30 protein-coding genes are annotated in these 25,545 nt (G+C 39.6%); 8 read left to right on the top strand and 22 right to left on the bottom strand.

Going from position 1 to position 25,545, the window contains the following annotated elements:
* Nucleotides 1-57: 57 nt before the first annotated feature.
* The 7 genes from atpA to QLG01_RS02005 all read right to left on the bottom strand — a co-directional run bounded on the left by atpA (nt 58) and on the right by QLG01_RS02005 (nt 5,425).
* Nucleotides 58-1,602: a F0F1 ATP synthase subunit alpha gene (atpA, locus tag QLG01_RS02035; protein ID WP_004795293.1), complete on the bottom strand. Its 1,545-nt coding sequence runs from the start codon at nt 1,600-1,602 to the stop codon at nt 58-60.
* A 46-nt stretch (nt 1,603-1,648) separates the two neighbouring features.
* Nucleotides 1,649-2,185, bottom strand: coding sequence for a F0F1 ATP synthase subunit delta (locus QLG01_RS02030; RefSeq protein ID WP_004795294.1), 537 nt, complete (start codon nt 2,183-2,185; stop codon nt 1,649-1,651).
* A gap of 12 nt (nt 2,186-2,197) precedes the next feature.
* Nucleotides 2,198-2,668, bottom strand: coding sequence for a F0F1 ATP synthase subunit B (locus QLG01_RS02025; protein ID WP_004795296.1), 471 nt, complete (start codon nt 2,666-2,668; stop codon nt 2,198-2,200).
* Nucleotides 2,669-2,706: 38 nt separating this feature from the next.
* Complete coding sequence (atpE, locus tag QLG01_RS02020) at nt 2,707-2,952, bottom strand: F0F1 ATP synthase subunit C (protein WP_000424060.1); 246 nt, start codon at nt 2,950-2,952, stop codon at nt 2,707-2,709.
* An 84-nt stretch (nt 2,953-3,036) separates the two neighbouring features.
* Nucleotides 3,037-3,912 (bottom strand): F0F1 ATP synthase subunit A, encoded by an 876-nt coding sequence (atpB, locus tag QLG01_RS02015; protein WP_004795298.1) that lies wholly within the window; start codon nt 3,910-3,912, stop codon nt 3,037-3,039.
* Nucleotides 3,913-4,016: 104 nt separating this feature from the next.
* Nucleotides 4,017-4,415: an ATP synthase subunit I gene (locus QLG01_RS02010; RefSeq protein ID WP_282495716.1), complete on the bottom strand. Its 399-nt coding sequence runs from the start codon at nt 4,413-4,415 to the stop codon at nt 4,017-4,019.
* 170 nt (nt 4,416-4,585) lie between these two features.
* Nucleotides 4,586-5,425, bottom strand: coding sequence for a zinc ABC transporter substrate-binding protein (locus QLG01_RS02005; RefSeq protein ID WP_049838246.1), 840 nt, complete (start codon nt 5,423-5,425; stop codon nt 4,586-4,588).
* A 127-nt stretch (nt 5,426-5,552) separates the two neighbouring features.
* Here QLG01_RS02005 and QLG01_RS02000 point away from each other — a divergent pair, with 127 nt between their 5' ends.
* Genes QLG01_RS02000 through znuB form a run of 3 tightly spaced genes read left to right on the top strand, consistent with a single transcriptional unit; the run spans nt 5,553 to nt 7,624 of the window.
* A complete protein-coding gene (locus tag QLG01_RS02000) occupies nt 5,553-6,050 on the top strand; it encodes a transcriptional repressor (RefSeq protein ID WP_005309148.1) in 498 nt (165 codons plus the stop codon).
* Nucleotides 6,023-6,811 (top strand): metal ABC transporter ATP-binding protein, encoded by a 789-nt coding sequence (gene znuC, locus QLG01_RS01995; protein WP_199988160.1) that lies wholly within the window; start codon nt 6,023-6,025, stop codon nt 6,809-6,811. The genes QLG01_RS02000 and znuC overlap by 28 nt, the downstream gene beginning before the upstream one ends.
* Before the next feature lie 3 nt (nt 6,812-6,814).
* Complete coding sequence (gene znuB / locus QLG01_RS01990; protein WP_004795302.1) at nt 6,815-7,624, top strand: zinc ABC transporter permease subunit ZnuB; 810 nt, start codon at nt 6,815-6,817, stop codon at nt 7,622-7,624.
* A 1-nt stretch (nt 7,625) separates the two neighbouring features.
* Here znuB and QLG01_RS01985 read toward each other — a convergent pair whose 3' ends face one another.
* Nucleotides 7,626-8,252 carry a LysE family transporter gene (locus tag QLG01_RS01985; protein WP_174739668.1) on the bottom strand — a complete coding sequence of 209 codons (627 nt, stop codon included), beginning with the start codon at nt 8,250-8,252 and terminating at the stop codon, nt 7,626-7,628.
* 159 nt (nt 8,253-8,411) lie between these two features.
* Between QLG01_RS01985 and QLG01_RS01980 the strand changes: the two genes are divergently transcribed.
* Nucleotides 8,412-9,332, top strand: a complete 921-nt coding sequence (locus QLG01_RS01980) for a Dyp-type peroxidase (RefSeq protein WP_282495715.1) — start codon at nt 8,412-8,414, stop codon at nt 9,330-9,332.
* A gap of 45 nt (nt 9,333-9,377) precedes the next feature.
* Here the strand turns inward: QLG01_RS01980 and QLG01_RS01975 are convergent, their stop codons facing one another.
* Nucleotides 9,378-11,075, bottom strand: coding sequence for an NAD-dependent malic enzyme (locus QLG01_RS01975; RefSeq protein WP_013199187.1), 1,698 nt, complete (start codon nt 11,073-11,075; stop codon nt 9,378-9,380).
* A gap of 496 nt (nt 11,076-11,571) precedes the next feature.
* Between QLG01_RS01975 and argS the strand changes: the two genes are divergently transcribed.
* Both argS and QLG01_RS01965 read left to right on the top strand, forming a co-directional pair.
* Nucleotides 11,572-13,362, top strand: coding sequence for an arginine--tRNA ligase (gene argS, locus QLG01_RS01970; protein WP_151822062.1), 1,791 nt, complete (start codon nt 11,572-11,574; stop codon nt 13,360-13,362).
* Nucleotides 13,363-13,515: 153 nt separating this feature from the next.
* Nucleotides 13,516-14,130 (top strand): SPOR domain-containing protein, encoded by a 615-nt coding sequence (locus tag QLG01_RS01965; RefSeq protein ID WP_013199189.1) that lies wholly within the window; start codon nt 13,516-13,518, stop codon nt 14,128-14,130.
* A 40-nt stretch (nt 14,131-14,170) separates the two neighbouring features.
* Here QLG01_RS01965 and QLG01_RS01960 read toward each other — a convergent pair whose 3' ends face one another.
* From QLG01_RS01960 to guaA, 7 genes are all read right to left on the bottom strand, one after another.
* Nucleotides 14,171-14,839, bottom strand: coding sequence for a glutathione S-transferase (locus QLG01_RS01960; RefSeq protein ID WP_035332057.1), 669 nt, complete (start codon nt 14,837-14,839; stop codon nt 14,171-14,173).
* A gap of 112 nt (nt 14,840-14,951) precedes the next feature.
* A complete protein-coding gene (locus QLG01_RS01955; RefSeq protein ID WP_004795314.1) occupies nt 14,952-15,359 on the bottom strand; it encodes an OsmC family protein in 408 nt (135 codons plus the stop codon).
* On the bottom strand, nt 15,356-16,303 hold the full coding sequence (locus tag QLG01_RS01950; RefSeq protein WP_013199191.1) for a pirin family protein: 948 nt from the start codon (nt 16,301-16,303) through the stop codon (nt 15,356-15,358). The genes QLG01_RS01955 and QLG01_RS01950 overlap by 4 nt, the downstream gene beginning before the upstream one ends.
* Nucleotides 16,304-16,463: 160 nt before the next feature.
* Nucleotides 16,464-16,769 (bottom strand): DUF3861 domain-containing protein, encoded by a 306-nt coding sequence (locus QLG01_RS01945; protein WP_013199192.1) that lies wholly within the window; start codon nt 16,767-16,769, stop codon nt 16,464-16,466.
* A 21-nt stretch (nt 16,770-16,790) separates the two neighbouring features.
* A complete protein-coding gene (locus tag QLG01_RS01940; protein WP_282495714.1) occupies nt 16,791-17,180 on the bottom strand; it encodes a transcriptional repressor in 390 nt (129 codons plus the stop codon).
* Between the two features lie 13 nt (nt 17,181-17,193).
* Nucleotides 17,194-17,721 carry a PadR family transcriptional regulator gene (locus QLG01_RS01935; protein ID WP_282495713.1) on the bottom strand — a complete coding sequence of 176 codons (528 nt, stop codon included), beginning with the start codon at nt 17,719-17,721 and terminating at the stop codon, nt 17,194-17,196.
* 188 nt (nt 17,722-17,909) lie between these two features.
* Nucleotides 17,910-19,478, bottom strand: coding sequence for a glutamine-hydrolyzing GMP synthase (gene guaA / locus QLG01_RS01930; protein WP_004795322.1), 1,569 nt, complete (start codon nt 19,476-19,478; stop codon nt 17,910-17,912).
* A 385-nt stretch (nt 19,479-19,863) separates the two neighbouring features.
* On the opposite strand from guaA, the gene QLG01_RS01925 reads away from it, so the two are divergent.
* Complete coding sequence (locus QLG01_RS01925; RefSeq protein ID WP_171056882.1) at nt 19,864-21,081, top strand: DUF445 family protein; 1,218 nt, start codon at nt 19,864-19,866, stop codon at nt 21,079-21,081.
* A 66-nt stretch (nt 21,082-21,147) separates the two neighbouring features.
* Here QLG01_RS01925 and QLG01_RS01920 read toward each other — a convergent pair whose 3' ends face one another.
* Nucleotides 21,148-21,585, bottom strand: coding sequence for a DoxX family protein (locus tag QLG01_RS01920; RefSeq protein WP_004795325.1), 438 nt, complete (start codon nt 21,583-21,585; stop codon nt 21,148-21,150).
* Between the two features lie 194 nt (nt 21,586-21,779).
* On the opposite strand from QLG01_RS01920, the gene QLG01_RS01915 reads away from it, so the two are divergent.
* A complete protein-coding gene (locus tag QLG01_RS01915) occupies nt 21,780-22,427 on the top strand; it encodes a DedA family protein (RefSeq protein WP_282495712.1) in 648 nt (215 codons plus the stop codon).
* Here QLG01_RS01915 and QLG01_RS01910 read toward each other — a convergent pair whose 3' ends face one another.
* The 5 genes from QLG01_RS01910 to QLG01_RS01890 all read right to left on the bottom strand — a co-directional run bounded on the left by QLG01_RS01910 (nt 22,428) and on the right by QLG01_RS01890 (nt 25,261).
* Complete coding sequence (locus QLG01_RS01910; RefSeq protein ID WP_250374919.1) at nt 22,428-23,018, bottom strand: LysE family transporter; 591 nt, start codon at nt 23,016-23,018, stop codon at nt 22,428-22,430.
* 214 nt (nt 23,019-23,232) lie between these two features.
* The gene (locus QLG01_RS01905; RefSeq protein ID WP_151743829.1) at nt 23,233-23,619 is read right to left on the bottom strand and encodes a hypothetical protein; all 387 of its coding nucleotides are present in this window, start codon (nt 23,617-23,619) and stop codon (nt 23,233-23,235) included.
* Nucleotides 23,620-23,629: 10 nt separating this feature from the next.
* The gene (locus tag QLG01_RS01900) at nt 23,630-24,472 is read right to left on the bottom strand and encodes a ParA family protein (protein WP_005037493.1); all 843 of its coding nucleotides are present in this window, start codon (nt 24,470-24,472) and stop codon (nt 23,630-23,632) included.
* A gap of 76 nt (nt 24,473-24,548) precedes the next feature.
* Nucleotides 24,549-24,941, bottom strand: a complete 393-nt coding sequence (locus QLG01_RS01895) for a SirB2 family protein (protein ID WP_004795332.1) — start codon at nt 24,939-24,941, stop codon at nt 24,549-24,551.
* An 11-nt stretch (nt 24,942-24,952) separates the two neighbouring features.
* A complete protein-coding gene (locus QLG01_RS01890; protein ID WP_000051228.1) occupies nt 24,953-25,261 on the bottom strand; it encodes a BolA family protein in 309 nt (102 codons plus the stop codon).
* Between the last annotated feature and the right edge of the window lie 284 nt (nt 25,262-25,545).

Here is a 25,545-nt window from a genome sequence, read left to right as displayed (position 1 = left end):
AAGCTCTTTCGAGCTTCCGAAGGTTGATCCGTGAACCAAACTTAACTAAAACTGAACTTAGTAAGTTTGAGTCGCTTTAAAGCTTTCAATACCTGCTTTGATTGCTGCTTCGATGTCTTTGTTGTAATCACCAGTTTCATCGATTTGTTTCATCAACGGAGCATATTCAGCGCGGAAGTAAGAAATTAACGCAGCATCAAAGTCTACGATTTTCTTAACTTCTACGTCAGCCATATAGCCTTCGTTAGATGCATAAACAGAAACAGCTTGGTCAGCAATTGAGTAAGGAGCATATTGCTTTTGCTTCATTAACTCAGTTACACGTTGACCATGTTCAAGTTGCTTACGAGTTGCTTCATCAAGGTCAGAAGCGAACTGAGCAAACGCAGCCAATTCACGGTATTGTGCTAAAGCAGTACGGATACCACCAGACAATTTTTTGATGATCTTAGTTTGAGCAGAACCACCAACACGAGATACAGAGATACCCGCGTTCACAGCAGGACGAATACCTGCGTTGAATAATGATGTTTCTAAGAAGATCTGACCGTCAGTAATCGAAATTACGTTCGTTGGTACGAATGCAGATACGTCACCTGCTTGAGTTTCAATAATTGGCAATGCAGTTAAAGAACCAGTTTTACCAGTTACTGCGCCATTAGTGAATTTCTCAACGTAGTCAGCAGATACACGAGAAGCACGTTCAAGAAGACGTGAGTGAAGATAGAATACGTCACCCGGATACGCTTCACGACCTGGTGGACGACGTAAAAGTAATGAAATTTGACGGTAAGCAACTGCTTGCTTAGACAAATCATCATAAATAATAAGAGCGTCTTCACCGCGGTCACGGAAGTATTCACCCATTGTACAGCCAGAGTACGGAGCTAAGTACTGCATTGCAGCAGGATCAGCAGCCGCAGCAGCGACAACAGTTGTATACGCCATAGCGCCAGTTTCTTCTAGCTTACGTACAACGTTTGCAATTGTTGATTGTTTTTGACCAATCGCAACGTATACGCACTTAATGCCAGAATTTTTCTGAGCGATAATCGCATCGATCGCCATCGCTGTTTTACCAGTTTGACGGTCACCAATAATCAACTCACGCTGACCACGACCCACAGGAATCATGGTATCAACTGATTTGTAACCAGTTTGAACAGGTTCGTCTACAGATTGACGCCAAATTACGCCTGGTGCTACTTTTTCAACAGCATCAGTTAATTTTGCATCAATTGGGCCTTTACCATCAATTGGGTTACCCAAAGCGTCGACAACACGGCCAAGAAGTTCCGGACCAACTGGAACCTCAAGTACACGACCTGTACAACGAGCTTTTTGACCTTCTTGAAGGCTTAAGTAGTTACCTAAGACAACGGCACCCACTGAATCCTGTTCTAGGTTCAGTGCCATACCAAATAAGCCGCCGTCAAATTCGATCATTTCACCGTACATTGCATCAGCAAGACCGTGAATGCGCACGATACCGTCGGATACCATAACAATGGTACCTTCGTTTTTAGCGGTCGCGCTGGTGTCCAGATCGCTGATACGCTGTTTAATGAGCGCACTGATCTCGGATGGATTCAGTTGTTGCATTGCGCTATTCCTCAATCTTTTATTAGTTCAGTCTTCATCATTTGCATTATGCAAGAAGACGAGTACGCATTTTTTCAAGCTTGTTAAGCGCAGAATCATCTATCACTTGATCGCCTGCACGAATTACAACACCTGCAATAAGCTCAGGTTTAACTTCAACTGAAACAGTTACAGTACTGTTGAAACGCTTTTCTAAAGCAGATTTCAACAATTGCTCTTGTTCAGCAGTTAATGGGAAAGCCGATTCAATCACGACATCCACATTGTTGTTATTCTGTGATTTAAGCTGTTCATATTCTGCTTCAATTTCAGGTAACAACATTAAACGATCGTTATCTGCAAGAAGTGTCAAAAAGTTAGACACTGCTTGAGATTGACCTTCACCTAAAACTTTAGCAAAAAGCTTCACTTGCTCCACAGGAGTAAGTTCAGGGCGATTTAAATAAGCGGAAAATGCTTCGTCTTGCACCGCAGCACTGAGCACTTGTAACGCATTCGACCAATTGTCTGTTGCACCCTGCTCAGAAGCATAAGCAAATGCTGCTTTGGCATACGGACGTGCCAACGTCAAGAGTTCAGCCATGATTCGCCTCTCTTAAAGTTTAGCAGCCAGCTGAGACAGCATGGCATTATGAGCTTCTGCGTCAACTTGCTGGTTCAGGATTTTTTCTGCGCCAGTTACTGCCAAAGCAGCTACTTGTTGACGTAATTCTTCGCGAGCAGAATTGATATCTTGATCAACAGCTTCTTTAGCCTGTTGACGAATACGCTCACCTTCAGCCGCAGCTTGAGTACGAGCTTCTTCGATCAATTGTGCTGCACGACGGTTCGCTTGTTCGATCAATTGAGCCGCTTGTGCTTTAGCTGCATCAAGCTCTTGCTTTACTTGCGATTGTGCATCGGCAAGATCAGCTTTCGCTTTTTCTGCTGCATTTAAGCCATCAGCAATTTTACGCTGACGCTCACTAATCGCATTGATTAGTGGTGGCCAAACAAACTTCATGCAGAATGCAACAAAGAATGCAAACGCAATCGCTTGACCAATCAATGTGAGGTTGATATTCATTGCAATTCCTCAAATAGTGGATTTAGGAATTAAGATGATTAACCTACAAATGGATTAGCGAAGATGAAGAACAAGCCAATACCAACACCGATCATAGGCACAGCATCAAGAAGACCCGCGATTAAGAACATACGAGTTTGAAGTTGTGGAGCCAATTCTGGTTGACGAGCAACAGCTTCTAAAAAGCGACCACCCAAAAGACCAAAACCAATCGCAGTACCTAAAGCACCGAAAGCGATCAAGATAGCAGATGCAATTGCAACTAGACCTAAAGTGAGTTCCATGAAAAATTCCTCAGAGGTTAGGTTATTACCAAATTAAATTAAAAAAATTCAGCCCAACCATCGTTTGATAGTTAGGCAATACCATTAATGTTTTTCGCTTGCCATGCTCAAGTAAACGATGGTAAGCATCATAAAGATGAATGCCTGCAACGTGATTACAAGAATGTGGAAGATCGCCCAAGGCACAGACAACGCCCATTGAATCCAGAACGGCAATAAAGCAATTAGGATAAAGATCAACTCACCGGCATACATGTTACCGAATAGTCGGAGAGCTAATGAAATCGGACGAGCAAGGAATGTTACCAATTCCAAAATCAAGTTCACTGGAATAAGCAACGCTTTTGCAACTGGATTACTTGGGTTAAATGGGTTAAGTGCCAATTCACCGACGAAACCACTAACACCCTTTTCGCGGATGCTGTAGAACAAGATAAGTACAAATACAGATAAAGACATACCTAAAGTAATGTTTGGATCTGTAGATGGAACGATCTTGAAGTAAACGTGGTGAGGGTCCATACCAAATACGTTTGCACCTACAAACGCTGCAACTTGAGGAATCCAGTCAACTGGGATCAAGTCCATTAAGTTCATGAGGAAAATCCACACGAAAATAGTGAGTGCAAGCGGAGCGATTAAACGTGATTTGCCATGAAAAGTATCACGGACACTTGAGTCAACAAACTCGATGATCATTTCAATTGCAGACTGGAATTTAGTTGGAACACCTGCATTAGCAGCTTTCGCAACGATCCAGAACATCAAACAGAAAATAACACCAAGGCCAATTGACCAACCCATTGAATCCAAGTGAATTGCAGTGAACCCCATCGAATGAGCTTCTTCAGCAGTCTCAGCCAATTTCCATGTACCGTCTGGCATTTTGCCATAGGTCATATTGGTCAAGTGATGCTTGATATACTCTGTCGAAGTGAGGGCATGTTCTTCAGCAGCCATAAATCACACCTGGTCAATGTCAATTACTAAAAAGAAGGGAAACGAACATCGGCGCACTGTCGATATCTCGCCACCCTCCAAAAAATCTTCAATTCTTCTTGTTTCTACACCCGTTTTTGTAGACGTGACACCCAAAACGGAGCGACCCACGACATTGCCTGAACGAGAATAAAACCAAACAGCAATGCTAACGGTGATAAAGGTTTAACATTGCTCAAAATCAAAATAAATCCAACGATCATGATTGCAAATTTGCCTAACATGCCCCTATACATGTTAGACAGCACTTGTTTTGATGCTCTCGCACCTGCTGTTCTGAAGGATTGCCAAGAGAAATAACTCATAGCAAGCCAGCAAACCAGTGCACCAAGTGCCGCACTTAATGCTGCTGTCATGTCTTTTATGCTCCACGCCACGAGGGCGGAAACAGGGATCATACATGCTTGTAAGAAGACCAAAGCTTTTGCTAATCGTCGGTCAATCAAGCGACTAGTTCGGCTCATTATTTATCCACTCACAGCATAAATGCTTGACAAGTTTAGCTGATGATCGCTTTTAATCGCAGGCATTATAGAGTTACACCCCTGAACATGCAATCTTTTCCCGACTTTAGTCGGGGTTTTTCATGACAGGTGGTGCTGACGCTACAGTCAGCCTTTGTTTATTTTTTATCTTACTTTTGCGTACTTAATACACATTTATCTGTTTTTATAGCCAGTTTCTTCCATGCAGTGACGAAATCATCCTCGTTATTCATGCTCTCGTCTACGGGTTGAAAAGTAATGTTACCTAATTTTTGATACTGACTTTTAGTGGTAAAACTTTCCGCTAACAAACACATCTGATCTTTTGGTCGATTATCATTAAGATACTTAATTTGAGCTGCTGTTGGTGCAACATGAGGATCATCTGTTAAAGCGCCTGCGAACTTTAAATTTAAAGAGCGTTCTAAATATTGATAGGCATCATGATATGACCAATATGGCTTACCATTACTTGTGCTGTCATAAGCTTGTGCTGCCTGGAACATTTTGCGGGCAAAGATATTAGCATTATTCCAATATTTAGCCTTATTTTCAGGATGCTGCTGAGAACGTAAAGCAGCAATAAAGAAACCGATTCGAACCGCGTTGTTTGGTTCTAACCACACATGGGTATCTACTGTATTAGGTAAAGCCACACCGCGTGTACTACGCAGGGGTAAAACAGAAACTATGCCACTATCTAATAAGGCAATCGCTTTTTTATTATTACCTAGCAATTTATTTAGAGGTGCTTCATGAGCTTTACCCAACCAAATCACCAAAGATGCATCATTAATTGCTTTACGGTGCGCTGGGGTTAATTGTACGTCATGCCCAGTTTGTCCCTTTAATAAGAGTTGTGGTTCTTCAACACCTTGAGTGACTTCTTTTGCAATCAGATAGATCGGGTGTGTAGAAACCACCAAACCCTGACTCCACCCTAACGTACTCAAAAGAGAGAACATACTGAAAACAAAAAAACGGAACATGACAGACCATCAATTTAAATTAGCTCGAAGCATGTTATAATATAACAAAGTTACAAAAATACCTAAGATTAATCGAATGAAGCATCGCTTCATGCTAATATTCCGTTAAAAATTCGAGGTTATTTCTATGAGTTCCTGCTCGCATGAACATCATGATTCTTTGCATGGTGTACATGATCACCATAATGTCGCAAACCGTTTAGCTGAAGCAGAAAATTTATGTTCTGCGACTGGCGCACGACTTACACCTTTGCGCAAAGAAGTTTTGGAACTCATTTTAAATGCTTCTGGCCCAATGGGTGCCTATGACTTACTCGCACGTATAAAAAGTCAAACTGATCGTCCAGCTGCTCCTCCAACTGTTTATAGAACTTTAGATTTTTTATTAGAAAAAGGTTTGATCCATCGCCTAACTTCTATTAATGCCTATATTCCCTGTTGCCACCCTCGCGAAGGCCATCAAGCAGCATTCCTAATCTGTACCGAATGTCATATGGTTAAAGAAGCCTCTTCTCAAGGTTTAACTCACCAGCTTGACCAACTTGCAGCGTCAGATGAGTTCGTGGCTCAACACAGCATTATTGAAATTTCGGGGAAATGCCAACAGTGCCGCACAACTCGTTAAATCCTGTATTAATTCAGCTTGAGCAGGTTTCTGTTCATCGTGATAATCGGGAAATTTTAAAAAAAGTTGATTTTGCTCTACATCAAAATGAAATTGTGTCTTTAATTGGACCAAATGGTGCTGGCAAATCAACACTGATTAAAGTTCTACTTGGTATTCTCCAACCGAGTAGCGGACGTATTGTTAATTATAAAAAACTGAAAATGGCGTATGTGCCACAAAAATTTAATCCTTCACACAGCCTGCCTTTACGTGTTCAGGATCTACTTGATTTAGAAAAATGTACCCCTGCCCTGCGTCAGGAAATTATTCAAGACACAGGCATATCCAAGTTACAACAATCAAAAGTACAACAACTTTCCGGTGGTGAGCGCCAACGCGTATTACTAGCGCGTGCCCTACTTCGTCAGCCAGATATTTTAGTTCTTGACGAACCGATGCAAGGTTTAGACATTCAGTCAGAAGCTGAACTTTATGATTATGTACGTAGCCTGCCAGAACGATATGGTTGTGCAATCTTAATTGTTTCTCATGACTTACAATGGGTGATGGAAGGAACACACCGCGTAGTGTGTTTGAATAAACATATTTGCTGTAGTGGGTTACCCGAGAATATTCAACAACATCCTGAATATCAGGCTATCTTTGGAACTCAACGAGTTTTCTACCAACATCATCATGATCATTGCGCTCACGGTGATGCAGCACACCCCTGCCCTCATAACGACCGTCCTCACATCCACCCTGAACCGGAAGCTTAAGCCATGATGGAATGGTTACAATTATTGTTACCCGCATGGATTATGGGAACCTTACTGGTGTTTTTAACTGCACCTCTTGGTTGCCTAATGCTTTGGAGACGCATGTCTTTTTTTGCTGACACCATGGCACACGGTACACTACTTGGAGTTGCTATCGCAGGTGCTTTAAGCCTTCCTCTTTGGCTTGGTGTTGCAGGCACTGCGGTTTTACTGGTCGCAATTTTATGGGCCCTACATGACAATCGCTTACCCAATGATGCGCTATTAGCCTTATGTTCAGCGACATTACTTTGTAGTGGTTTATTATTTATTCAACATGTTCCAAGTTTAAGGCCAGAACTTTTAAGTTATTTATTTGGTGACTTACTGAGTATTGATTGGCCCGACTTACCTGTTTTCACTTTAATCATTGCACTATCACTCGCAATTCTTTACCGCTTTTGGCAGCCGCAAATACAGTTTGCAATTGATCCAGATATTGCAATTAGTGAAGGTGTAAATGCGAACTGGCAACGTCTTATTTTCATGCTGTTATTAGCTTTATTTACTGTATTAGCCTTACGTGCGGTAGGTTCTTTACTTATGGGTGCATTACTCGTAATACCTGCTTTAAGCGCTCGCCTACTAGCAAATTCACCAAAGCAAATGGTCGTTTGGGCATTTGTGTTAGCTCAGCTTGGGGTGAGTGTAGGCCTATGGTCAAGCGCAGCACTCAACATCTCTACAGGCTTGAGTATTGTTTTATGCATGGCCTTAACTTTCGCTGTTATTTTTATAACTCAAAAGCTAAAAAATCAAACACAGGCGGCCTAAATTAGGACGCCTGATGAACTGTACTCAATAATAAAGCCGCACAACTAAACATCACAGCAAAACCCCGATTCAAATATTTTTGCTGTTTAGGGGAGCGAAGTAATCTTAGAACCTTTGATGCTAGCCCTGTATATCCAGCCATTACAATCAAATCAATCGTAATCATTGTTACAGCCATAATCAGGTACTGTATCCATTGAGGCTTACCCAAATCTAGAAACTGGGGTAAAACAGCTAATAAAAATACAATCGCTTTAGGATTACTAATGTTAACCACAAAGCCATTTAACAGCAGAGCAGAAATAGACTTATTCTTTTTTTCATGTTGAATTTCAATGTCTTTTATAGGTGCTGTCCACTGTAAATAAGCAAGGTATAACAAATAAATCACACCAAACCATTTAACAAACTGAAAAGCCAAAGGTGTCGTTGCAAATAAAACTCCCACACCTGCTGCAACCACCATAATTTGAAGTAACAAAGCGATTTGCAAACCTATTGCATTCCAATAGCCATGCCTAAAACCATAGTTTAGACCACTCGACATTGAAGCAATTGCTCCTGCACCCGGTGAGATACTAATGACCCAACAGGCCAACATATAAGCGAACCAAACTTGCAGAGACATAGCAAAAAATAGACTATAAAAGTGGAATTATACTGTTTTATAAAGCTATCTTAGTCAGAATTCAAACAATAAAATCAACAAATAGACTACTAACGGCTCTTCGCATCAGGCACAATAATTAAAGCTCATACTAAATTATAATTGAGGAGATACCTTCCAATGACTGCTCAATCTGTCATTTTGCCATTGCCATCAGATCATGCTCGCTTCATTGTTCTTCGTTTAAAAGACTTATCAATTGATGAATTAAAAAAACAAATTGGAGCTTTATTTGAAGCACGAGACCGTCTAATTACTCAGCATTCTGATGCTCAAATTAAAACAGCAGTCGCTTTTGGTCCTGAACTATGGAAACAGCTCTATTCGCAAATTCCTGTAGGATTTAAACAGCTTGAGCCAGAACAAGGTGCATTCAACATGCCATCTGTGCCAGCAGATGTACTCATTCATATTGCCAGCATGCGCTCTGATATTTGTTTTGCATTAAGCCAAGCGTTTTTTGAAGGTATTAAAGATAAAGTCGAAGTTCTTGATGAGCGTGTTTGCTTCCGTTATTTCGATGGTCGAGATATTACAGGTTTTATAGACGGTACTGAAAACCCTCAATTCCCCGATGACCGTGCAGAAACAGCTCTTCTACCTGAAGAGGCTGGAGTATTTGCCGATGGTAGTTTCATTTTCGCGCAGCGCTATGCTCATGATTTAGAAAAATGGAAAAAATTGAAAGTTGATGCGCAAGAAAATGTTATGGGCCGCACCAAACTTGAATCTATTGAATTAGATGATGACGTAAAACCAGAAAATGCCCATGTTGCCCGTACTGTTGTTGAGGATGATGAAGGCGAAGAAATGGAAATCTTGCGCCATAGCCTTCCTTATGGTGATGGTCGAGGCGATCAAGGCTTATTTTTCATTGCCTATACTAAAGACCTCGCCATTATTGATGCCATGTTAAAGCGTATGTTCGGTACAAGCGGAGATGGTATTCATGACCGTTTATTGCACTTCGTGACCCCACTTGATGGCGCTTATTACTTTGCACCAAGTGAAGAATTATTAGAAGAAATTCTAGAAGACTAAAAATAAAAAGAGGAGCATAAAGCTCCTCTTTTTATATTCTCATTCTTAGAAAGGAATACGCTTATATTTGCGGTATTCAGGTTTCCAGAATGATTGATCAATTTTCTGCTTAAGTAAATCATCACTAATCGTTACAGCTACACCATCAGCCATAGCGGCTTTCGCAACTTCGAATGCAATAACTCTAGACACTTGTTGAATTTCACCCAACGGTGGCAACAAATCAGCCTGTGGATCTTTAAGCAATGGAGAACAATTTGCTAAAGCACTACTTGACGCCATTAACATATTTTCAGTAACACGTTTAGCACCCGATGCCACCACACCTAAGCCAATGCCTGGGAAAATGTATGAGTTATTACACTGAGAAATATTATAAAGTTTGCCATGATGGTTCACTGGAGCAAACGGACTACCTGTTGCAATTAATGCTTTGCCTTCAGTCCACTCCACAATATCAGCAGGTACCGCTTCAACACGTGAAGTTGGGTTTGACAATGGCATGACAATTGGGCGTTCGCAATTTGCCGCTAAGGTCTTAATGATTTCTTCGGTGAACAAACCAGGCTGACCAGAAACACCAATTAACACTGTAGGCTTAGCATTTTTAACAACATCAAGTAGTGAAATCACTTCTTCAATATTGCCCCACTGATCAACTACCTCAGCTTTTTGTGCTAACTTACGTTGGAAGTCGAGCAAGTTTGGTTGATTCTCAGTGATCAAACCAAAACGGTCTACCATATAAACGCGAGCACGCGCTTCTGCATCGGTTAGACCTTCAGCAACCATTTGAGCAACAATTTGCTCCGCGATACCACAACCCGCCGAACCTGCACCTAAGAAAGCAATTTTTTGATCTTTTAATTGCTTACCCGCTGCACGACTCGCAGCAATTAAACTGCCAACCGATACTGCTGCTGTTCCTTGAATATCATCGTTAAAACAGCAAATTTTATCACGATATTTTTCTAAAAGTGGCATCGCATTTTTTTGTGCAAAATCTTCAAACTGAATTAATGCTTTTGGCCAACGACGCTTCACAGCATCAATCACCATATCTACAAATGCGTAATATTCATCGCCGCTAATACGCGGCTGACGCCAACCCATATAGATCGGATCATTTAACAGTTGTGGATTGTTCGTTCCAACATCAATTGTGATTGGTAATGTATAAGCTGGACTAATCCCACCACAAGCTGTGTAAAGCGAAAGTTTTCCAATAGGAATCCCCATTCCGCCAATACCTTGGTCACCAAGACCTAAAATACGTTCACCATCAGTGATCACGATGACTTTTACATTATTTTTATTTACGTTCTGCAAAATATCATCAATCACATCACGATCTGGATATGAAATGAAAACACCACGATGACGACGATAGATATCAGAGAAACGCTGACATGCCTCACCTACTGTTGGGGTGTAAATAATCGGCATCATTTCTTCAAGATGATTTTCGATTAGATGATAGAACAAGGTTTCATTAGTATCTTGGATATTACGCAGATAGATATGTCGGTTAATATCATCAGTAAAAGCGCAATATTGTTGATAAGAGCGCTGGCTCTGCTCTTCAATAGTTTCAATAATATGGGGGAGTAAACCGTGTAAGTTAAAGTTACTTCTTTCTTCTTCAGTGAAAGCAGAACCTTTGTTTAGAAGTGGTAACTCTAAAAGTGTAAAACCTGCATATGGGATATAAAGGGGATGTTTACTTGGGTGTCCTGATATCATTGCCTATCTCATTTTCCAGCTTAGAGTAGAGAAAAACACGTTTTTGTATGGTCTCTAAAACTCTTTGTGCGTATAAGCTTAAGCCTAATTCGTTCAAAATAGATATTTTAAACTGTGATGTTAAAATTGAAGACTATTTAGTTAGAACATGTATAAAATTAAACAATAAATATCAGCAACTTAATTATTTTATGTTTTTAAAAAATCTTTTATTATTTTAATTTTAGCGGCCTAAACCATATATTTTAATACTACCATATATTTCCCTAAGAAATAATGGTGGGTTTTTAGTGTCATTTACTGATTAAAAAACCACAGAAGGCTTGTATTTATTTGTTTTTAGAATAATGAGACAGTCCACCCTGCAATATTCATTTAAAAAATAATACTCAGTAAGTGGCACAAAAAGAATTATTCGAATATTAAATCCACTCCCCTAACTCCTAGGAAATTTGCTATATTTGACGTTTTTCTGCGACATCTATTTTCGATTGATATGAATACGGCAATACAAGCAGCTCTCGACCATGCAGTGCAAACTCTTCAACAAGAAGGGGTGCTTCCTTCCGACTGGAAAAACACAAGCAACTTAACACGCACCAAAGACCGAAGCCATGGCGACTTTGCTTCTAATATTGCCATGATCGGCTCGAAAGCTGCTGGTATGAAACCACGTGATTTAGCTGAGAAAGTTCTAGCTGCATTACCAGAAGTTGCAGATATCAGCAAAGCTGAAATCGCAGGACCTGGTTTTATTAACTTCTTTTTAAATGCAGACCAGCGCTTTGCTATTCTTGATCAAATTCAAGCACAAAAAGAAATCTTTGGTCGCAGCCAAGCGAATGCGGCGAAAAAGATCCAAGTTGAATTTGTTTCTGCAAATCCAACGTCTAGTCTACATGTAGGACATGGTCGTGGTGCTGCATATGGTATGACTGTTGCTACGTTACTTGAAGCAACAGGTGCTAAAGTTGACCGTGAATACTATGTAAATGATGCTGGCCGTCAAATGGATATTTTGGCGACTTCTACTTATTTACGCTATTTAGAATTACTTGGTCAAAACCTTGTATTTCCAAAAAATGCTTATCAAGGCGATTACGTTAAAGAAATCGCACAGACTATTATTGATAAAGATGGCGATGCCTACCTTCGTGAAGTGGCTGATGTCTACAAAGATGTGCCAGAAGACGTACAATATGCAGAAGAACTAGATAGCGACGGCAATAAAGTCGTTTTATCTGGGGACAAAGAAAAACATATTGATGGCCTTATTGCCAATTCACAACAATTGTTAGGTGAAGGCTACCGTGTATTCCACCAAGCTGCTCTTCATGCCATTTTAGATGACATTAAAGATGACCTTGCTGACTTCGGTGTAACTTTCAATCAATGGTTTAGCGAAGCGTCTCTTAGTGCAAAAATTGATGAAGCGTTAGAAACACTTGATCAACGTGGCTTCCTTTATGAAAAAGATGGCAACATCTGGTTTAAATCAACTGAATTTGGTGATGAAAAAGACCGTGTTGTTAAACGTCGTAATGGCCAAACTACATACTTTGCATCAGACATTGCATATCACTTGAATAAATTACAACGTGGTTATACAGACCTAATCGACATTTGGGGTTCTGACCACCACGGTTATATTTCTCGTGTAAAAGCGGCAATTGATGCGATGGGTTACGACTCTAAAAAATTAACTGTACTTTTAGTTCAGTTCGTAAGTCTATGGCGTGGTGGCGAGATGGTTCAAATGTCATCTCGTTCAGGTCAGTTCGTGACTTTACGTGACTTGCGTAAAGAAGTGGGCAATGATGCGGCTCGTTTTTACTATGTAATGCGTAAGAGCGAACAACACATCGACTTTGACCTTGACCTTGCTGTGTCACAAAGTAAAGACAATGCTGTGTATTACATCCAATATGCGCATGCACGTATTTGCCGCATGTTAGAAAAAGCAGCAAGCACAAACTTACCATTCGATGTAAACACTGCTCGCCCGCATGCGGCACGCTTGTCTCTTGATGCTGAAACTGAAATTCTTGCTAAATTAGCAGCTTATCCAGATGCAGTGTTGCGAGCTGCAAATGCGTATGAACCACATCAGTTGGGTAACTATTTGAAAGAGTTAGCTGCCTTATTCCACGGTTGGTACAATGAACATAAAGTATTAAGCGACGATGCCGAGCTTACACAAGCACGTTTATTACTTTCAATCAATGTACAACAAGTGTTGCGCAATGGTTTAGAATTGCTTGGTGTATCTGCACCAGAATCTATGTAAAAATTATATTGCATGGCACTAAAATAAAGGTCACGCAATATAGTAAGCAGTGGTTTGTAGAGTTAAAATAGCTGATACGAACCACTGTTTCAGCATCGTAATACGAGACTCAAACTCGAATTAAAACAATCAAAATACAGAGGAATAATCCACGTGTTTGGCAAAACGCAACGCGGTGTATCTGAAAGACCTAACAAGCCTAAAAAGCCCCTAATTCCTAAATGGTTAGGGACACTTGTCGCTATTTTGGCGGTCTTATGTATCGCTGTAGTGCTTATGCTTTGGAAACCTTGGCAACCTGTTCCCGCAAAAAATCAGATTACCTCTGAACACTATCAAGAAGAAGATACCAATAAAGACTATCGTTTCTACGATCTATTACCTCAACAACAAGTAACCCCTATTCCGGAACAGGCAATTCCTGAAAGCAAAAATCAAGGTACAGCCATGATTGTTGAGGCACCAAGTGCAGCTCAACCAGCAGCTTCAGAAAGTGCAGGAATTGATGCTAATCCATCAGCCACTGCTCCTCAGCAGCCTACCTATATTTTACAAGTTCGCAGCTATAACGATCCCGATCAGGCTGACGCTCGCCGTGCAGAAATTATTTTGAATGGCTTATCTGCAGATGTAGTCAAAAGTAGTGAAAATGGGCAAATATGGTACCGCGTTATTTCAGGTCCTTATGACTCCCAAGATGCTGCATTGGCCGCTCAACAAACCTTACAACACAGTGGCATTGATTCTATCGTGATCAAACGCAAGTAAAGGGCAAATAAAAAAGGAACAAATAATTGTTCCTTTTCTTTTAAATATCAGCACAATTCCTTTCATTAGTACCCATTCCCTTTTGTTTCGCTTTCTGAAATGCGGGTCTTTGCTGAATACGATGTAAAAAAGCCTGAATATTAGGATATTTCCCTTGCAAACGTGATTGCAAAGCTTCCAGTGGGAAACTCATTTGAATATCAGCAAATGAAAAATCGCCTGCGAAATATTCATGCTCTGCCAAATAGTTTTCTAAAAAACTAATATGATCTTTCATACGTGGGCGAACAAAATTTGCCTTCACGCCTTCCGTGATTCTTTTTGCTACTGGTTGAATTAACCATGGCACATGCTTGTTTACACTATTCATGACTAAAGTCATGACTAATAGTGGCATAAGTGAACCTTCAGCATAGTGCATCCAGTAAATATACTGCTGTAAATCTTGGGGCTGTGTAGGTTTAAATTGCTGCTTCTGATCATAACGCTGCTGTAGATATTCCAAAATCACAGCAGATTCTGCGATGACTTGCTCATCATCAGTCAAAATTGGAGCTTTACCTAAAGGATGAATACATTTCAATGTTTCTGGAGCGGAATAGTTAGGTAAGCGTTGATAATAATGAATATCATAATCTAAGCTTAACTCTTCTAAAGCCCATAAAATTCGAAACGATCGCGAACATTCCAGGTGGTGTACACTAATCATGTTATTGCCTGCTTTTATTTTTCTTTTTACATAAAAAACAGCATGTGAACATGCTGTTTTATTCCATTTGTGGAATGGATATAAAATCATCCACCTCCACAAAATAGCATTTTTACACTGTAACAAGCACAGTATGAATGTCTAAACTACGTAACAAAGTTTTAGTCACTGGCGTTTTACTACATACCGTTAAGATTTTTTGCTGAAGTTCTTCATCTGGTAAGTCTTTAAAAACAATACGACGTTCAATATGTTCTTCATGCTCTCTATTGGTATGAAAATCAATTTCAACCGAGAACTCACCCAAATCATAACCCTTATGCTTCGCATACATTCTTAAAGTAATAAGCGTACATGCAGCTAAACTTCCGGTGAGCAAATCATAGGGTGCTGGGCCTTGGTCTTGCCCTTCAAGTTTTTCAGGCTCATCACAAAAATATTGATGACGTCCACTGGTGATTTCGCCCTTCCATTGTTCAGCAAGGGGCTTTGCTTTACTGCTTGCGATTACTGCTGTCATTTTGATGCTCTCATTTGATCTGGAAGAACAGGGGCTTCTAAACGTGCACCAACATAATCTGGAATTTCACCAAAACGTACATCATGGTTAATCCATTGCTCACGCGCTTCTTTTAAATCATCCATTGTACGTGCAACAAAATTCCACCAGAGTAAAATTGGCGTTTCAAACGGTTCACCACCAATCAAAAGAATACGATTGCCTTTTTTTACTTCAATCTCAATTTCACTCAGTCCAGTATCCAAAACAACCATGTTGTCAGCAGTTAACTCATGACCATTTACATGGGCAACACCTTCTAATGCCATAAAGCCATATTCATAATTAGGATTTAATGGAATACGGGTTTTAGTATCTTCGGTAGCAATTAAGTCGACACCCACTAACGGTGTATGAACCACTACTGGAGAAGTCGTTGCCAAATATTCACCTACAAGAACAGTAAATTCTAGACCGTCTTTTTCAACAACAGGTAGCTCTGGGTAATGTTCAAATTTCGGATCCATATTGCGCTTTTGATCTGGCAAAGCAATCCAAAGCTGCGCAGCGTGCATTTGAGTTTCTATATCAGGTGCAACTTCTGTATGTGAAATGCCATGACCCGCCGTCATTAAGTTCACTTGCTTAGGTCGAATAAGTTGTTTTGAACCCAAGCTATCGGTATGCATCATGGTCCCTTCAATCATCCAAGTGAAGGTTTGCAAACCAATATGAGGATGAGGGCCAACATCTAAACCATCACCCGCAGGAAAGGTGACTGGGCCTGCATGATCTAAGAAACACCATGCTCCAATCATTCGTTTTTGTCGGCTAGGTAAAGCCCGCTTAATGACTGTCCCCTGTCCAATTTCAGCAGAGCGAATTGGAAATTCCTGAATGAACTGATTGGCAAATTTCTCGCAATCCTTTGAATCAGAAATATCGTAATCATTATTATTGCTCATGATATTACTCTCTTTTACCTATGCTTTTGCAATGAGTTGTTCTAATGATCTTAACAATACACTCATTATTCAATATAGTCTTTTAGTAATACACAGGGTGTTATGAATGAGACAATCAATTTTTTTAATTATAGAAAATAGTAAAGCTGCATTGAGCAGCTTAAGATGTTTGAGTTTTAACGAGCTGTTTTAAGTTTTTCATAAATTGCCCAAATTGAGGAAAAAACTCTTGAAATAGCGGATGGTCTCGATTTTCCAACATGACTTCGCTAAAAAGTTTTAGCCCAACTCCAAAGGATTTTGTAGTTTCATCATCAAAAAAATCTGCTTTTTTTAAGCGTTCGACAATTTCAAAGATATCATCATGATTTCCCGCATAGAACTCAAGACGTTCAGTATAGGTAGAGGCTTCTCCTTTCGCGTTTTTTAGATGTTGCACAGTGACATGGTATTGATGTTGTTTCATTTATAAATTCTCTATTTAAAATTAATGTCTTTGAATAATTTCAACCTGTTTAAGATCGACTTGATACGCTGTAAACACTGACTGTAAAGACGCTAAAAATTCGTCTTGTTTAGCGACCGTTAAATCTGTACAGCGAATTTGCAATAATTGATCATTCTCGACTGTTGGCAAATTAAATTTAGCTTCATCCCGTTGTGGCTGACGATTTGAAATTAAACCCGCTCCGACTAAGTCATTCACTACCCGATAAACTGTGGCTAAACTTAATTTCTGTTTTTGGGTATATAACTTTTTGTAAATCTGTTTAACAGTCAGATCTTCTGCTTGCTGCTGAATTAAAGACAAAACAGCAAGTCTTGGATGAGTGACTTTTAGGCCCGCTTCTTTGATTTTATGCTGTAGGTCTAACATTTCGATTTCCAACCTATAATCGCCCAATTGCAACCGCAGCTTGATCAATTTTTTCGGCAATTTGATAAATCTGCTCTTGCTGTAAACCTGCCGAGCTCAACTTCAAACGTAAGGCAGTCTTTAAGTTTTCCATTGCACGATGAATTTCGATTAATTCATCATTACTGTGAATTTCACGTCTAAGGCGTAATTTTTCTAATAACTCATTCAACTTATCTTGTTGTTCAGTTAAGTAGGCTTCTCCAACTTCTGTGATTTGATATTGCTTACGCTCTACGTCTAGCAAATTAATTAAGTTCATTTCTTCCAGACTGGTTAATGTTGGATAAATGGTTCCTGCACTTGGCGTATAACCATCACCCACCAAATCACTTATTTCTTTAATAATTTCATAGCCATGCTTTGGGCTTTGCTGAATGAGGTGAAGTACTAAAAGTTTCATACGTCCAGCTTCAAAAAGTCTTCCGCGACGCCCTGAACGGTGATGTTCTCGATGATGCCCATTGTGTTCAGCATGATGATGTTCTGATTGTTGTTTCATCTTTTAAAACCTAAAAATGATCACTTTATAATTATTAAGATATATCTTAATATATCTTTTTTCAAGAATAAGTAATAAGAATAGATCTATCATTTTGATAATTATCAAAATTAATTTTAGTCTTTAAACGTTAAGTAATAAAAAAGGACGCTAACGCGTCCTTTTCCTTACCAACTAACTGGGGAAAATTATTCCCACTCAATCGTTGCTGGTGGTTTAGATGACACGTCGTATACAACACGTGATACATCTTTAATTTCATTCATAATACGTGTTGAGATTTTATCAACTAGTTCATATGGTAAATGTGCAAAACGAGCTGTCATAAAGTCAACTGTTTCAACTGCACGAAGTGCGATTACCCATGCATAACGACGGCCATCACCGACTACACCAACTGACTTAACAGGTTGGAATACGGCAAATGCTTGAGCTGTTTTGTCATACCAGCCGCTGTCGCGAAGCTCTTGCATAAAGATATCATCAGCAAGACGAAGAATATCTGCATATTCTTTTTTCACTTCACCCAAAATACGAACACCTAAACCAGGGCCCGGGAATGGATGACGGTAAATCATGCTGTGTGGTAAGCCAAGTGTCGTACCTAATTTACGAACTTCATCTTTAAACAAGTCACGTAAAGGTTCAACTAACTCAAACTCTAAATCGTCTGGTAAGCCACCCACATTGTGGTGAGATTTAATAACGTGTGCTTTACCTTGTTTACTTGCAGCAGATTCGATTACGTCTGGGTAAATCGTACCTTGTGCTAAGAATTTCACGCCATCAAGTTTACGTGCTTCTTCAGCAAAAACTTCAATAAACTCACGACCAATGATTTTACGTTTTTTCTCTGGATCAACTTCACCAGCCAATGCAGTTAAGAAACGTTGTTCAGCATCTGCACGAATAACACGGATACCCATGTTTTCAGCAAACATTTGCATTACTTGGTCACCTTCGTTTAAACGAAGTAAACCGTTGTCAACAAATACGCATGTTAACTGGTCGCCAATTGCTTTATGTAAAAGCGCAGCAACGACAGATGAGTCAACACCACCAGAAAGACCTAAAAGAACTTTTTCATCACCGATCTGTTCACGTAGTTGTTCTACACGCAAATCAATGATGTGCTCAGGTGTCCAAAGACCACCACATCCACAAATTTTATGAACAAAATTTGCAAGTAATTCTTCACCTTTTGCCGTGTGCGTTACTTCTGGGTGGAATTGCACACCATAGAAACGGCGTGTTTCGTCACTTACAGCAGCAACAGGACAACTTGGTGTGCTTGCAGTAATGCTAAAACCTTCTGGAATCTGGCTCACTTTGTCGCCATGGCTCATCCAAACATGAAGTTGGTCTTCACGATCTTGTAAGTTGCCAATCAGTTGGTCACGTTTAACGATATCAACTTCGGCATAACCAAACTCATGTACAGTACCCGGCTCAACTTTACCGCCTAACTGTTCAGACATGGTTTGCAAGCCATAGCAAATACCCAATACTGGAACACCCAACTCAAACACTACTTGTGGTGCACGTGGGCTGCCTTCTTCATGCACACTCTCAGGTCCACCTGACAAAATAATGCCATTTGGCTTAAAAGCGCGAACGTCTTCTTCAGACATATCAAAAGCATACATTTCAGAGTAAACGCCGGCTTCACGTACACGACGTGCAATGAGCTGGCTATATTGAGAGCCGAAATCCAGAATCAGGATACGATCTTCAGTAATTTGAGTATTGGTAGTCATGACAAACCACTAAATGGCAAAAGAATTAAGCGCGCCATTTTAACATTTTTCACGCTTCGGCGCACCGCAAATCATCATATATCTTATTTTTTTCATTTCTGAATCATTTCTATCGTTGAATTCTTTGACATAAATCAATATTTACTTATATTTATCAAACATCTGGATTAGTCTTAAAAACTTCATACGTATTGATAAATTCATCACATTCTATGCAACATCACCATGAATTTGATGTTAAGATGACCCGATAAAACAGGCATTACCATGGAAAGGTAAATACCATAAGCGATATTTGTCTGTGCTTAAACAATTATCCATTTTTATGGCTTGTTGCCCCCTATCAAAATCAATAGAAATCTAAGGAACAACAATGCTTCAAACTATGATTGCAGATTTCCAGCAACATTTTTGGTTGTATATCTCTATTCCTTTTATGAGTGGTTTAATTGGCTACATCACCAAGGTGATTGCCATTCAGATGATGTTTTCGCCACTTGAGTTTAAAGGCATTAAACCATTTCTAGGTTGGCAAGGCATCGTGCCACGCAAAGCCGAGAAAATGGCAACAATTGCTGTTGAACTCATGACAGCCAAGCTCATTAAACCTGAAGAAATTTTTGCACGCCTAGATCCTAAACGTATTGCCAAAGAAATAGAAAAACCACTGCTTGCCGCAGCTGAAGATATTACCCGTGATGTTGCGCAAGAGTATCAGCCGGGATTATGGGAAGGCATGCCAGAGTTTGCGCGTCAAAGACTCATTCGTCGTGTGCAATCAAAAGCGCCCGAGATTGTTGAGCACATCATGAGTGAAGTACAACGTGATGTGAACCGATATTTTGATATTAAACATCTTGTTATTAGCAACTTGCTTAAAGACAAACGCCTACTCAACAATATTTTTAAACGAGTGGGCAAACAAGAATTTAAATTTTTTAGTAATGTCGGATTTGTATTTGGCTTCGGTATTGGTGTGATTCAGATGCTGTGCTGGATTATCACGCAAGGTAAATACCCTTGGATGCTGCCAATGTTTGGCGGCTTTGTGGGTTTTTTCAGTGACTGGATTGCATTACAAATGATGTTTAGACCACTTTATCCTAAGAAAATATTGGGTTATACGTGGCAAGGTTTGTTTATTAAACGTCAAAATGAAGTTGCCGCCGACTACGCAGCGTTAATTTCCAAACAGCTTTTAACTTCTCGCCACATGATGGAAGAATTATTTTCTGGTACACATTCTGCACGTGTTATTGATCTGGTTAACCGCCATGTCAAACAAGAAATTGATATGCAAGCAGGTGTGATTCGTCCACTTGTTGTTTACGCAATTGGCGGAGAAAAATATCAGGATATGAAATCGCAAGTTGCTGAACGTATTATGCAACGACTTCCAGAGACGATGAAATACGTAGAATCTTATGCAGAAGATGCTATGAATATTCGCAGTACTTTAATTGAACGTATGCAAAAACTAACACCATCTGAATTTGAAGGTATGTTACGTCCTGCGTTTAAAGAAGATGAGTGGGCACTCATTGCAGTAGGTGCAGTACTTGGTTTTGTGGTTGGGGAATTACAAATCCAGTTCATGCTCTAATTTTACGTTCCTAGAAATAAAAAAAACCGGATGAGTTAATCATCCGGTTTTTTTTTGTCTTGAATATTATTTCTCGATTGCATGATCCAAACTAATACGTCCAGCGCCATGAAGCATCAGGAAGAATAAACCACCTGCCATTGCAAGGTTTTTCATGAAATGGATGCCATTGTTATATTGCGCTGCTGCATCAGCACCACCTTGGTGGAATAAAAATGCAGTAAGAATACTAAAGATTCCAAGTCCAAAAGCCGCAAAGCGTGCTTGGAAACCAAATAACAAGGCTAAACCACCACCAAACTCAACCAAGATCACTAAAGGAAGAATTCCAGCTGGAACCCCCATTGCTTCCATATATCCAGCAGTTGCTGCATAACCGGTAATTTTCCCCCAACCTGCAACAAGGAAGATATAGGCGATAAGAAGACGCGCAATAAGGCTAATGAAACTGTCTGCGCCTGATTGCGTTACGATATTTTTGACCACTACATTTGGATTAAACATATTGCCACCTTTATTTAAATGCTTATTTATTGATGAGCTCATTCTAGGTTTGGGACATTGATAATTAAATACTCAAAATCCATATATATCGTTGCATAAACGAGATGATCAATTTGTATTTTTTTGATGCTTTATACTGACTTTCTATAGGCTCACTGCTAGGATTTGAGCACGGTTTACCACTTGCTCTTATCATGGAACTTATTGATTTTATTCTACACGTTGATCAACATCTCGCCGAATTTATTATAAATTACGGAACGTGGATTTATGGCATTCTATTTTTAATTATTTTTGTTGAAACCGGTTTAGTGGTTATGCCGTTCTTGCCGGGAGATAGTTTGCTATTTGCAGCTGGTGCTTTAGCAGCATCTACAGGTTCGATGGATCCATGGGTACTGGGCACTCTACTCTTCATTGCTGCCGTTTTAGGTGACACAGTAAACTACCATATTGGACGTTTTATCGGTCCACGTGTGTTTGAAATGAATTCCCGATTCATTAATAAACAGCACTTAGTTAAAACTCAAGAATTCTTTGCTCGCCATGGCGGCAAGACGATTATTTTTGCTCGCTTCGTTCCATTTGCCCGCACCTTTGCGCCTTTTGTTGCTGGGGCTGGTAGCATGAACTATAAGTTTTTCCTAACTTATAACCTGATTGGAGCATTGTGTTGGGTCGCTTCTTTTGTCACTTTAGGCTATTTATTTGGAAATATGCCAATCGTTAAAGATAACTTTACCCATCTTATTTTCGGCATCATTATTATTAGTGTTTTACCAGGCATCATCGGATTTATACGTGAAAAACTCAAAAACCGAAAAGCCAATGTTCAAGACTAATTAGAAGAAACGGAATACCACCGGAAGCATACATAAAATGAGCAACATGGCCGATCCTTTATATAAATGATCGGCTTTTATTTTTTTGATTGGACCCGCTAACAACGCTCGTCCAAAAAGCATCCAGAAACTTGCTGCCGGAATCAGGATTAATGTAAAAACACCAAATACAATAAGAAAATTTTCAGGCGAATTCCATGCTTCAACAGGAAAGATACCGGCTGCAAATAGCAAAGCTTTAGGATTCTTTAAGGTTGATAAGAATAATTGACGTGGCCGAATATTGCGATGACTTTGACTGAACTGTTGTAAATGGGTGTTCTTCCATAAGTGAAAAGCAAGCCAGAATACATAAAGTACACTCGTAATATGCAAAATGAGCAGTAGTGCTGGCCAAATTGGAGCAGCTAAATGAATAAAGACAGCCCAAAAGCTAATACCGTAGGCATAGCCTAACCATTCCATTGGGATAAGCCAGAATGCTTTAGATAAACCTTGAGAATGAGCAGCGGTTGCAAGTAAAGCATTTGTCGGCCCCGGAATAAGCAAAACAGCCAACATTGCCAATACAAAAAACCAACTCTCAATCATAAAATTTCCACAACATCCAAGATGGGGCCACCTTAAACGAAATAGGCAAAATATAGCAAGTTTGTGAGGGCTTTTGATTATAGAAAATACAGAATTTATTAAGCTTTAAAATTTAAAATACATTGATTTATATTAATTTTATTATGAAACATTTTGCTAAACTTTATTCATCACAATATGCCTTAATTAGCATATTGTGATGCAAAATCGACTATTAATTCACCTTTTTTCGAACAATAATCGGGCAATTTTTAAACTGAGCAGCCTGAACTATTGCTTCTTGCTGACCTAAAACACGTGAAAGTTCGGTATTTTTCGTTGAAGAAGATTGTCCCATATTTACAGAGATAGATGGACCGAATCCCCAACCGCCTCGTCCCCAACCACCGCCGAGTCCAAGTCCAACACCCATACCGGTACTTTTCGGAGTTTGTACACCATTATCGATATATTGTTGGATACGGTTATATTCACTTTGTAGCTGCTGACAGCCCAAAGATTGATATTGAGTCGGAGACACGTAAGTCGGTTTTACCGTCGTAGCACAAGCGCCGAGTAATAAAGTGGCTGCCACCAAAGGCGCAATATATAAGCCTTTCATCATTTTTCTCTTATCGTTTTGGCTCAATTTCACCAAACAATGTCTCATAAGCTTGAGTCAATTTATGTTCTGGTGCCAAATGAGCCAAAGGTAAATTTTTCTGATGCGATTCTTTCATTAAAACCGAAGGCGGTAACATGCTATTAAGTACAGGCAACCCTTCATCTTTCAACTGCTGAACCACTTCCCGAGGTAATTTTGCTTGAGCTTGAAATTGGTTGACGACAATTCCTTCAATTTCCAAGCGATCATTATGATCATCTTGCGTTTCGAGAACATTTTCAATCAATGTTTGTAACGCACGCTTTGAAAAGACATCACAATCGAAGGGAATTAAGACTTTATCTGCTGCTATGAGTGCCGATAAAGTAAAAAAGTTAAATGCAGGTGGTGTATCTATATAGATACGATCATATCGTCCAATTAAGTTTTGAATTGAATCACGTAATTTATAAATTTTATGTTTACTTTCAAGAGCATGTTCAAGAGCACCAAGTGTTGGGCTAGCAGGAAGCACATCTAATTTTGCAAAGGGAGTTGAGTGTACAAAGCTATCAATATCTTTATTTCGTGGGGCTTTTAAAATCGAACCTAATGCATTACCGATTAACCCCTTTTGTTGATTATTTCCCAACACATCATCAAAGAAATTTTCGATATTTGGTTCTAAAATTGATTTTTCAGCAGAATAGGTTGCGTCATCCCCTAAAAGGTACTGACTAGAGTTGGCTTGAGGATCAAGATCAATGACCAACGTCCTTAAGCCATGTTTGGCACTAATTGCGGCCAAATTTACAGTAATACTTGATTTCCCTACACCGCCTTTTTGGTTAAACACCACACGAGTTAACATGTTTCCCTCTGCATATTTTTTTACTGTACGCAGTTTAACCTAGAGCTTAAGCAAAAAGGCAAAGAATGTAGAACAATTAAGCAAAAACAGGTTTCACAATTACTAAAATAATAATAGCAATAAATGCGATCGCACTAATGATTAAACCCGCCCTACGTTGTGCCAATAAAAGAGTGTCATCTTTTTTAAAGGCTTTCATCAGCGAAGATAACAAGACTAAAAATAGAATAATTTTAGCGTAAAACCACGGCTGTACCTGAAAGTCTTTCATGACCAATAAAATTGCGCCCGTAATAAAAACTACGGTAAATGATAGATGCTGTAAGGCAACTAATATTTTACGTCCCGCGGGGTTTGGTTGCTCCCCTTGCACGCCTACAAACAGAGTTGAAGCGCGCAAGACAAAAACCATAAGTGCGGCAGCCACGGCAGTCATATGAATAATTTTAGTGAGTAAATGTGCATCCATGAAATTAGCCCTTAGCTTTTAGGTGCATGTGCACATTCTGGGCTAGCAGGTGCTTGTCCTTGCCACTCACTTGGTAAATAGGCATGAATTGCTAAAGCGTGAATTTGACCTGGATTCATTAAGTCTGAAGCTAAGGCATAAACTTTTTGATGACGTTGAACTAAACGTAATCCGTTAAATTCTTCACTCACTACAATCACTTTAAAATGTGACTCTTTACCTGGGAAATAACCACCATGTCCAGCCGACTCATTAATAACTTCCAAATGGCTAGGTGCAAGGGTTTGTAACCGTTCAATCAATTGTTGTTCAAGGCTCATAGCTTTTCCTTTACGATTATTCGTATATTTGAACCTAGTATACCCTGTCTACACACAAACAAAAGTTGCTCTTGTATGCTTTGGCCTCAAACAAAATGTCTATTTATTCGGCAACTTAACGATAAAAATACATCTAATTGCTCATTTCTGTTTTTATTTTATGCAATCAGCATATTTATTTGCATAAAGTTGTTGACCCATGTTTCGCTTAATGTATTATAAGCGGCACGCGGGAATAGCTCAGTTGGTAGAGCATAACCTTGCCAAGGTTGGGGTCGCGAGTT

This window comes from Acinetobacter sp. V89_4 (assembly GCF_029967875.1).
In the GTDB taxonomy this organism is placed as follows: Bacteria; Pseudomonadota; Gammaproteobacteria; order Pseudomonadales; family Moraxellaceae; genus Acinetobacter; species Acinetobacter oleivorans.
This window is presented reverse-complemented; position numbering and strand designations above follow the sequence as displayed.